Consider the following 9711-nt stretch of genomic DNA (forward strand, 5'->3'; position numbering starts at 1 on the left):
AAATATATTATTTTTTTAATTTCATTAATTATCGGTTTTTCCGCTACTAAAGGATAATCTATTATAAACATTTCAAACCAATCCTCTTTTGGAAGTGATTGATTGATAAATAAAAACCAATATTTTGGAAATGGATTAGTAAATTTATTAAACTCGTATTCATTCCATTGATCTTTAAATTTATTTAATGATTTGAAGATTTCTAAACTATGATTGGTGTTAAATATTTTGAAATTAGGAAATAAAACAGGCGTGATATCATTGTTAGGTTTTATCTCTTCAGGTAATAAAATAATATCATTTTCTTGTAATGTATTGTAACAAAACCGAGAATTAATATTTAAATCAAACTTCTTATTTCCTATATCTAAAAGGTAACCATGGATGTTTTTATGATATGGATACTTTATTGTAATGAGATTTACAATATCTTGATCGTATGACTCTTCTTCATATTCAATAACATCTTCTTCAGACATATCAGAATCATATTTTAATGTTTTGAAGAGAATATATTCATCAGGTTTTATTTTTTCTCCAGTATTTATAGAAAGACATAAATCCAAATTAAAATCAATTAAAATCGAATGATTTATCAATCCTTGATTACTTATAGCTTTAAATAACTTAAAAGTATTATATGTATCCCCCCAATGAGAATTTTCAATTTGTTCTTTTTTAAATATTGGCAAAAATCTATTTGTTCCAACTACTATATTATCTGACCATACTAAGGAATTGCCTTCCTTTTTTACAAACTCAATTGTTGATCTTCCAGAATAAAAGTTATTTCTTTTTTTATTATAATCAAAAATATTCAAGAGACAAGTCCCATCAAAATTAGTAACCGCATTCTTTTTTAATAGTCTATTGGTAAGGGAAAATAGACGCACATAATCGTAAATTATTTTTAATGACTCTTCATCATAGCAAGGTATGTAAAGAGATAATTGTTCTTGATTTGATGTCAAAAAATTGTAATACCACTTACCAATTACTTCTAAAATATAAGGTCTTTTATCCTGAATTTCTAAGGCCTCAAGAACCACATCGTGTATTTTATTAAATATTACTTCCATAAAATAATTCTAAGTGAATTCATTGCTCTTGTTGCTCCTATATAATTCTGAACTTTGGCACTATCATTTAATTCTTTAGCAATTAAATAAACCGATTCGTTTTCTAAGCCTCTATATTTAATAGGAGTGGTATATCTAACTTTATTTGAAGAAATATTAATGTTGGCTTCAGTTAATTCTTCAATTTCTCTATTAAAGTAATCACTAACTATTCTTGTAAAATCTTCAATCAAATTGCTATGTACTAGAATAATTTTTTCTGAACTTGTAAATTGTACTTCACTTAAAATAAAGCTAAATAATTCTAACTTTTGCTTTAAATCTTCTACATAAATTAAACTGCTTTTATACTTGCTTTTTATTTTGCCATATTCATTATACAACAGGCAATTTGATATTTCTCCTATTTCTATATTTTGGGCGCAGCGATAATTCTTATCAAAATAGAAATGTGTATACCCAATTTCTACAAAGAAATCCGTATACCAATCTAATTCCTTCAAGCTAGATACAATAGCCTGGTCAGGATCATATAACACCAAAATCTTAGGTTTGTCAAGTTTTGAATTTAATTTCTCTATGAAATCATATAAACCTTTATCAAAGTACTCTTGTGCCTCATCAAATATTAAAAAATCAACATCTATAGCTACACTATCTTGAGTCACTACATCCGAAAATATTCTAAATTTTATGTTGTTTGGATCTAATTGATAATCATTAAGAATGATATGTTCTAATTTAGACCTAATTAATTTATTTGCACAGTATACAATCCCTTTTTGTTGTTTTAATAAATTTTCTGCCAAAAATTTTATTGCTAATGCAGTTTTTCCAGTGCCCGGAGCTCCTTGTACAATAATATTTTTGTTGCGACTTAACCCTTTTAGAACCTCATAGTTTTCTTTTAAAATTAATTCTGCATTTATCCTATCAGGATTATAACCATAAGTAGTTTGTGTTGGAAATAATTCAGCCTTTAGACGTTTTAACTCTTTTGAACCTAATTCAGGGTATTGATTATATGCCTTTTTAGAAATAACATCTGCAGTTAAATCAGGATAAAGTTCCTTTATAGTTCTAATTCTTGCTTTTTTTCCTAATTCGCTAATAAATTTGAAAAATTTATTTTGAATAGCCCTTTCATCCAGACCAGTAATATCTGCTTTTGAAAAGAATATATCTTTATAACCAATTAGCTGAGGACTTCTTAAAATGAAACCTGCTTCATGTGGAAGAACCACTGCTCTGTAAACAAAAACAGAAGAATCAATTAGTTTTTTAAAAGTATGAACATATTCCTTAGCTTGAGTAAAGGGATTCTGAGTTTCGTATTCTTGCCCTTCACCCGAAGAGAAATAACAATCATTTTCATCAACTCTTAGTCCGCCACCTTTTACTTCAATTATTAATAAACCCTGTTTAGTAAGAAGAAGAAAATCAACTTGACCTTCTACTTTTCTCTTGCTAGATGGATGAGTTGATAAATTATAATTATGTTTAAAATACCAAATTTCATCCATAACGAATTTATTTTCATTAAAGGATAGAAACTGTTTATATAACCATAGTTCGCCAAATAGAGTATTTCCATCTTGATTAATAATAACAGCTTCTAAATTTTGCTTTGCATAATTATCAATGAAGTGAATTGGCATCTTTTTCTAGTTTGAATTAGCGATTGTTGCAATTTTATTAATAGCATATAAAGCAAAAAGTTGTTTGGTAGGTACACACTTTTTAAGAAATACAGTAGTATTAATTTGAACAAAATCAGGATTATCAATTATAACTTTTCGAATAATATTTCCTACTTCATCAACAAGTCGAGTGGGTTCCAAAAAATTACCTTCAGATTTTTGGTTTTCAAACATTTTTTGAAGTTTTTGAGCATCTCCAATTTTTTTGGAAAATCCATTGTTAATTACATCTAAAAAATCATTTCCACCTTTAAATTTTGAAATTATTGATTCAAGTTTCTTAAAATATCCATCTTCAATGTGTTGTATGGGAAATCCTTTTCCTGTTCCATATTGTATTGATGTTCTCCACTTTCCATCCGTTTTATTATTTTTTTCAATATTATAATTAGAAAGTGTAACTGTAAGATTCCCTTCCTTAATTGGTTGCCATCTACATCTAGCATCTTTGTTTTTTATAGGCGGATTGTCAAAATTTTTTTTGTTATAGTTATTAAGGTTTAATACCCCATTCAAATTTGGAAAATTATTGACAATTAAATCTTTTTCGGGTTTAATATTTAAAGAACTAATAACAGTTTTTGCAAATGCTCTACTTACAGAAGTACAAACTGCATTTCCAACCAATCGCCATTTTGCATTCTCAGATCCAATAAATTGATAAGTTATTGGAAACCCCATAATTATAGCTGCTTCACGAACTGTAGGCAGTCTATATTCACCGTCACCTTTTCTATTAATTTCAGATTTATAAATTATTGATTCTCTAGAATTTGCAATTTTAGTAGCGGTAATAGTTCTGCTTGGGTTATTTTCGTTTTCTGGGAATGACATTTTTCCCATAAAGGGGTGATTTGTTTTCCAATGTTTTGAAAACCGCCATGCTGCTTCATATACACCTGTATCGTAGAAATGATCCGTAATTTTGTTTTGTTCTAGTTCTATTGAATATTGAATGTCTTTAATTTTAACACTACTCTTTTTTTCAAAAGGAGAAGGAAAATTTCTTTTTATTAGGCTGATAGAATTATAAAGTGGCAAACTGAGTTCAGTTTTCTTTTTTTGATGAGTTGGTAAGGGTATAATTAATTTATTCTTTTTAATAATTTCACCTGAGATAACCCTTTTTCTTGACTGAATTGAGCCGTAATCGGCTGAATTGATTACTGAAGTGTTTTCAAATAAATCAATGGCAATTTTTAATGGACTAATTCGGAATTTATTTGCCCATTCAGTTAATCCCAAATCTTTAAAAGTATATTGGGTTTGTAAGTATCTCTTTGAATTAACTACATTTTCCATAAACCAGGCTTTCAATATGGAATTTGGTTGATGTTTCTTTACAGCTACTATTCTTAAAAATGTTTCTGTTAATTCAACCCCGAGTGATTTGTCTGCATTGCCTGATTTATTTGAACTTGAAAAGCTTACACAAGGTGGGCTACCAATTATTATATCAGTGTCGGGAAGATTTTCAATTTCTTCAATTGATTTTTTGAAATCTAAAATGTTTTTTACTTGACATTCTAAATTAAAATTATGATTAAATGTATCAATAGCTGGCATCCAATGATCATAACCATGTTTGATTTCAAACCCCATTTGTCTAAAACCTTCGGAAAAACCTCCAGCGCCACAAAAGAAATCTATAACTGATAATTTATTCATTTATTTTTATTCAAGAGTTTTTTGTATGAACCACAACTTGTAAATTTAATTTTTTTTAATAAATAAACCTATTCAATTTACGAACAAGTTTAGACTAATTGGAAAGCAATAGTACTAGCTGAATAGCAATACTTTAATTCATTTTTTCGAAATAAAAGAGTTGTAATTAATCTATTTTATGATTCGCCATTGCTTTAAATAATTTGTAATCGTTACTGAGTTCAATTCATCGCTTGTCTTCCGAACTGTTTGTAAAGTGATGATATTGAACATTCTTCTCATTCTCGAACGAAGTTTATTACCATAATGATTTTCAATTTCCGAAGCCAATAATTTGGTGGTGATGTAGCTTACCGAATTGTTTTTCGATAAATTGCTTGTAGCGACTGATTAATATTTCAGCAATACGCTGCGATCGTTACAAAACTCGACAGCAAAATACCCTTGTTGAAGTCAATTCGTTGATTATTCGCACTTAAACCCAAAAAAATCAGGAATTTATCGGGATTGATACAGTAAAAAAAGCACAAAGTATTTAAAATTAACACTTTGTACCATTTAACTTGTTGGTCTAGTAGGGCAACAAAGATTTGTTTACGCTTTTATATTTTCGCTAATATAATTATTCCATTTCTAAAAAAAATAAAAAAACCACCCAAAATCTTGGATGGTTTTTTTTTACATATCCAGAAATTAAAGCGTGTGTTTGCAAGGTTTTGAAAACAGACAAAACAAAAACGCAATCATCAGGTAATTAAGAGCAATTATTCAATTTTGAAAACAAATCACAACTGCAACTCATTATCTAATTAATTGTGTGTTTTGTGCATTTGATTTCATTATGGTTCTAACATCTACTAAATCAGACTCAACCATAGCATCAATATACATCCACTTATTTAGTGATGTATCGTTATCTTCTATATTTTGTAACTTCATCCAAGACGCTTCCAAGTTCTTTAATTTTGTGACCAAGGAATTATACATTATTTTATCATTACCTTTTACTTTGGTTTTGTTAAAAAATGCTTGACCAAAAGCATCGTGGCTTATATTAGATGATTTACTTTCTATTGAAGCTAACGCATTGCCGACTTTAGCACCTTCATTAACTATTGCAATGTATTTAGCTTTAAGTTTGGTGCAATTGTTTTCATAATTTGGGTGAGTTAAGTTAAAGTTGTTTTCTTTAGCTGTTGTTATGGAATCTTTTTGTCTTTGATAGAATTCGGCTGTTTCTATATTAACCAATTTACCTATTTCGGAAATTTTTTCTTCAAACAAATAATAAATCTTGTTGTAACCGTAAGTGTTACCAAATTCTCTTTGTCTTTTTATTAATCTGTCTTGGTATTTTGTATAATTTTCTCCATCAACTTTACCGTAATTTGCATTGAAATATTTATTACCAAAAACAATAACTGAATCTTTAATTTTTTGTATATCGTTATACGAAAAAATACGGCTATCAGATTTACTTACCCTTTCAATAAATTTAATATCACTTTCATCGGTAAGTTTTATAAAAATTTTATTAAAAGCCTGTGACGTTGTAATATCGATAAAATGGCTTACTTTTTTGTGTTCATCGTCATTTAATTTATAATACTTCGATCTTAAATTTTCGGTCACTCTTTCCAAATATTCTATATCGTTTTCATTTGCCGACTTTTTAGAATCTATAGCAATTAAAAGCTCATCAACAGTTTTTTCAGTTTGTGGTGCTGTTTTTTGTGCGTTTGTTTGTATTGTTAACACTAAACACAATCCAATTGTGTAGATAATTTTTTTCATTTTTGTTGATTTATAATGGAATTGTTGATTTTATTTTAGTCAAGTAATATTGGGGTGAGAGGAACTAAGTCAGGGACTTTACTGGCTGTCATTATACTTTATAAATGTGAGCTAAATAACTCCCAATTCCTAGGACAATAAAAAAACAAATTGCTAAAAAAACCTGTGAATACTTTCCTCGAAAAGCATCTTTATCAATTTTTTTTAATAGAAATTCAAAGTGAATTATTTCAGATTCTAATGGATATTTTATTTTTAAAGTATGTAGGTGTTGTATATATTTTGAATATACTGCATCCACATATCTATTTGCTATTTTATTCTCGTCTTGCATAACACTCTTCCACGGATTCGCAGAAATAATAATCGAAAGCTCGTGTAAAGAATCAATTAAATCTTCTTTTTCTTGCGGGATTTTTATGGAAATTATGTTAGCAATATCTTTTTCATATTGTAAGTTAGTTTCTTTTAATTGTTCCCGATTGTGTTCAATTTCAGCATATTCTTGATTTTTTTCAAGAATTTTAAGCTCGTGTTTTTTTTCTTCTCTTAAAATTGCTTTTACATCATTTGAATTTGCTCTTCCACCATTAGAAGAACCAACTCTTTGATATTTAGTTGCATGTCTGTCGCCATAAATCTTATTTGAAATAGCTCTACCAGTATCTCTACCAAGTTGACCTTTTAACGAATTAAAAAATCCCATAATTGTAATATTTAAATAATTAAAAACTCCTTTTTCTTTTCAGGTGTTACTAAATAGTATCATTATTTTTTAATTTAGAATCATCTGTATATTTTTCAAATATATAAAAAAACAGTTGAATACAACCTGATCAATGCAATCCTATTTATTTAATCAGACGCAAGTAATTTTCCAATTATGGAAAAAAGAGTTCGAAAATCAGAAATGAGTCAAGAAATTATCCTTTTAGGGAAGCGTATTGAGGAAATTATCAAAGAAAAAAGGTTAAAAACTAGAGAAGTTGCACACGATGCTGATATGGATGTTGAAAATCTAAGAAAATACATTAAAGGGAAACAAGAAATGAAAGTAGGTACAATGCTAAAAATTGTTAATGCCCTTAATATAGAGGTAAATGATCTTTTTAAAAATCAATAAAATATCAAAAAATAAAACTCAGTTAACTTGTAGAATTTAAGGCTGTTTTGCAAATACCACTATTTTTGGATGAATATAAAATTTGGAGATTACTAAGTGGCTTTTATTATATCTTTTCAAAAGTTGTGTGCAAATTGTGTGCAACAAGCATAAAAAAAGCACTTACGTTTTTCAACATAAGTGCTTGATAATTAGTGGTGGAGAATACCGGATTCGAACCGGTCACCTCTTGCCTGCCAGGCAAGCGCTCTAGCCAAATGAGCTAATCCCCCAGTTAGATGGCGCAAATATAACATATAATTATAGGAATATGCAAATTTCAAAAAGACTATTCTTCAAATCCAAAAAAAATAGCATTTTGCTTCAGTTACTTTTTTAACTTTACATCAAAATACACCTTATGCTTACATCTGATAAAAACGGAACTCTCTTAACAACCATAGAAAACAAAATCGCTATGGTGCAATTTGGTCATCCCGCCAGCAACTCTTTTCCAAGAGTATTGTTGGATCGATTGACCAATGAACTTACTTTTTTGAGTGATAATCTCGAAATTTCAGTAATTGTTTTAAAAAGCGAGGGTGTTGGGGCTTTTTGTGCAGGTGCTTCCTTTGATGAATTACTAGCAGTAAGCACTCTTGATGAAGGTACCCGCTTTTTTTCTGGATTTGCCAATTTGATCAATGCCATACGCTCTTGTAAAAAAATAATCATAGGGCGCATTCAAGGCAAAGCTGTAGGCGGTGGTGTTGGTATTATTGCAGCCTGTGATTATGCAATTGCAACCCAAGAAAGTGCCATCAAATTGTCGGAATTGGCAATCGGAATCGGTCCTTTTGTTATTGAACCTGCCGTAACCCGAAAAATTGGAAAAACAGCAATGGCCGAAATGACTTTAGCTGCACACGAATGGAAAACAGCTTCTTGGGCTCATCAAAAAGGATTATATGCCAAGGTACTGGAAACTCAGGAAGAACTAGACAAAGAAGTAACCGCTTTCTCCAAAAAACTGTCCCATTACAATCCAGAAGCTCTTTACGAAATGAAAAAAGTATTTTGGGAAGGAACAGCGCATTGGGACAAACTATTAAAAGAAAGAGCTTCCATTTCTGGCAAACTAGTTCTATCCGATTTTACAAGAAACGCATTAATTAAATAACAATGACAGCTTTCATTTTACTCCTTCAAAAGGTAAATATTGACGAAAAAATTAAAAACGCTCCCAATGAAGGCTATCAAATAGGTGTTCTTATCGGCTCCTACTTACCATTTATTATATTGGTTTTATTAGCCTATTGGACATACAATCGTGCCAAAAACAGAAAAGAGTAATCCATAAAAAACAACTTCTCTTTGAAAAAAATAATTCTTTTTGGTGTCATTCTCTGTCTCTTTATTTCCTGCCAACAACAGGAACAACCTAAAATATCTTTTTATTACTGGAAAACTGTTTTTAGGCTTTCGCCAAAAGAAAAAAATACCTTGACTGCAAACGAAGTTAAGAGACTTTATATTCGGTATTTTGATATTGACTTAAGTCCGCAAACTCAAAAACCGTTTCCAAGAACTCCAATCCGTTTCGAAGATGTAACTTCCGGTTTTGAGATTATTCCTGTGGTTTACATCAAAAACAAGGTGATGTTGGATAAGAAGTTAAATGTGCTGGATTTGGCTCAAAAAACAAATAGTTTCATTCAACAAATCAACTCAAAAAATAATATTGCCATTCAGGAAATCCAAATCGATTGTGACTGGACGCTGGATAGCAAAGACAATTACTTGCGATTTATAGAAGCTTTTAAAAAGGTTTCCAATAAAAAACTATCGGCAACCATTCGACTCCATCAAATAAAATATTTCAAGAAAACAAAAATCCCAAATGTAGATCGAGGCGTATTGATGTACTACAATATGGGTAAAATAGCAACCGATTCCTTAAATTCGATATACGATTTAGACATTGCAAATCGTTATTTATCAAGTCTAAAAAACTATCCTTTACCTATAGATATTGCACTGCCTATTTATTCCTGGGGCATTCATATAAGGGATGGGAAAATAATTGGTTTAAGAAACAAAATTGACATCAATAATTTAAAAAATAACCGTAGTTTTGTTCTTACAAAAAAGAATTGGTTTACCATTGCAAGTTCCAATTTTAAAGACGGTGTTTTTTATAAGCAAAATGATCAAATAAAAATAGAAACAATATCAGAAAACGATTTGCTCGAAATGGCAGATGATCTTGAAGAAAATACAACTCAAAATCCAAAAGAAATTATCTTTTATGATCTTGATGAATTCAATTTAAAAAATTATGAAGAAGGACTTTTTAAAAAAATTATTG

At 29.4% G+C, this 9711-nt stretch carries 9 protein-coding genes and 1 tRNA gene; 4 read left to right on the forward strand and 6 right to left on the reverse strand.

Annotation, left to right across the window (positions count from 1 at the left end; all coding sequences use genetic code 11):
• The 5 genes from VFS71_RS15745 to VFS71_RS15765 form a co-directional block, all read right to left on the reverse strand.
• The coding region (locus VFS71_RS15745; RefSeq protein WP_326402446.1) for a hypothetical protein at nucleotides 1-1079 on the reverse strand (1079 nt) is incomplete at its 3' end.
• Entirely contained in the window at nucleotides 1070-2737 is a 1668-nt protein-coding gene (locus VFS71_RS15750) for an NERD domain-containing protein (protein ID WP_326402448.1), read from the reverse strand. The genes VFS71_RS15745 and VFS71_RS15750, both read right to left, overlap by 10 nt.
• Before the next feature lie 6 nt (nucleotides 2738-2743).
• Nucleotides 2744-4447 carry a DNA (cytosine-5-)-methyltransferase gene (locus VFS71_RS15755; protein ID WP_326402451.1) on the reverse strand — a complete coding sequence of 568 codons (1704 nt, stop codon included), beginning with the start codon at nucleotides 4445-4447 and terminating at the stop codon, nucleotides 2744-2746.
• A gap of 801 nt (nucleotides 4448-5248) precedes the next feature.
• Nucleotides 5249-6241 carry a hypothetical protein gene (locus VFS71_RS15760; RefSeq protein ID WP_326402454.1) on the reverse strand — a complete coding sequence of 331 codons (993 nt, stop codon included), beginning with the start codon at nucleotides 6239-6241 and terminating at the stop codon, nucleotides 5249-5251.
• 91 nt (nucleotides 6242-6332) lie between these two features.
• Nucleotides 6333-6947: a hypothetical protein gene (locus VFS71_RS15765; protein ID WP_326402456.1), complete on the reverse strand. Its 615-nt coding sequence runs from the start codon at nucleotides 6945-6947 to the stop codon at nucleotides 6333-6335.
• Nucleotides 6948-7124: 177 nt separating this feature from the next.
• Between VFS71_RS15765 and VFS71_RS15770 the strand changes: the two genes are divergently transcribed.
• The gene (locus VFS71_RS15770; protein ID WP_326402458.1) at nucleotides 7125-7364 is read left to right on the forward strand and encodes a helix-turn-helix transcriptional regulator; all 240 of its coding nucleotides are present in this window, start codon (nucleotides 7125-7127) and stop codon (nucleotides 7362-7364) included.
• Nucleotides 7365-7559: 195 nt separating this feature from the next.
• Here VFS71_RS15770 and VFS71_RS15775 read toward each other — a convergent pair.
• Nucleotides 7560-7636: transfer RNA gene (locus tag VFS71_RS15775), tRNA-Ala, on the reverse strand.
• A gap of 128 nt (nucleotides 7637-7764) precedes the next feature.
• Between VFS71_RS15775 and VFS71_RS15780 the strand changes: the two genes are divergently transcribed.
• From VFS71_RS15780 to VFS71_RS15790, 3 genes are all read left to right on the forward strand, one after another.
• Nucleotides 7765-8523 carry an enoyl-CoA hydratase/isomerase family protein gene (locus VFS71_RS15780; protein WP_326402459.1) on the forward strand — a complete coding sequence of 253 codons (759 nt, stop codon included), beginning with the start codon at nucleotides 7765-7767 and terminating at the stop codon, nucleotides 8521-8523.
• Between the two features lie 2 nt (nucleotides 8524-8525).
• Nucleotides 8526-8696, forward strand: a complete 171-nt coding sequence (locus VFS71_RS15785; RefSeq protein ID WP_326402460.1) for a hypothetical protein — start codon at nucleotides 8526-8528, stop codon at nucleotides 8694-8696.
• A 21-nt stretch (nucleotides 8697-8717) separates the two neighbouring features.
• Nucleotides 8718-9711 (forward strand): hypothetical protein (locus VFS71_RS15790; RefSeq protein WP_326402462.1); only part of this gene is annotated, 994 nt, incomplete at its 3' end.

The sequence above is a fragment of the Flavobacterium sp. genome (assembly GCF_035760125.1).
Taxonomy (GTDB): Bacteria; Bacteroidota; Bacteroidia; order Flavobacteriales; family Flavobacteriaceae; genus Flavobacterium.